The organism is Pseudomonas sp. AC463 (assembly GCF_979253585.1).
Genome location: NZ_CEEDDZ010000143.1, coordinates 1 through 425 on the forward strand (window position 1 = coordinate 1; position 425 = coordinate 425).

1 protein-coding gene is annotated in these 425 nt (G+C 68.2%); it reads left to right on the top strand.

The genetic code is table 11. The annotated features are described in order from the left end of the window. A partial coding sequence (locus tag AC0IYH_RS29500) for a biotin--[acetyl-CoA-carboxylase] ligase (RefSeq protein WP_471837598.1) occupies window positions 1–425 on the top strand: 425 nt, incomplete at both ends.

Sequence of the window (425 nt, forward strand, 5' to 3'; positions counted from 1 at the left end):
GGTTGGAGTCTTCCTCGGTGCTTCGCCCATCTTCTCCCAAGGGGGGAAGGACCTGAGACTCAAATGGCCGAATGATCTGCTGCTGGATGGGGCCAAGCTGTCCGGCATCCTGCTCGACCGGGTGGACGAAGCAGTGATCGTCGGGATCGGCGTCAATCTAGCGCATCATCCCGATCTGCCGGATCGCGCCACGACCAGTCTGGCGGCGCATGGCGTCGATGTCGATCCGGCCGCGTTGCTCGACGTGCTGGCGGAGGCGTTCGCACGCTGGGTCGAGCGGTGGCGGGGTGAGGGCATTGCCGCAGTGCGCGCGCGGTGGCTGGAGCGGGCGCATCCGGTCGGCACGGCGCTGACGGCGCGGCTGGCGGACGGCACGGTGATCGACGGGCTGTTCGACGGCCTCGATCCCGACGGCGCATTGACGC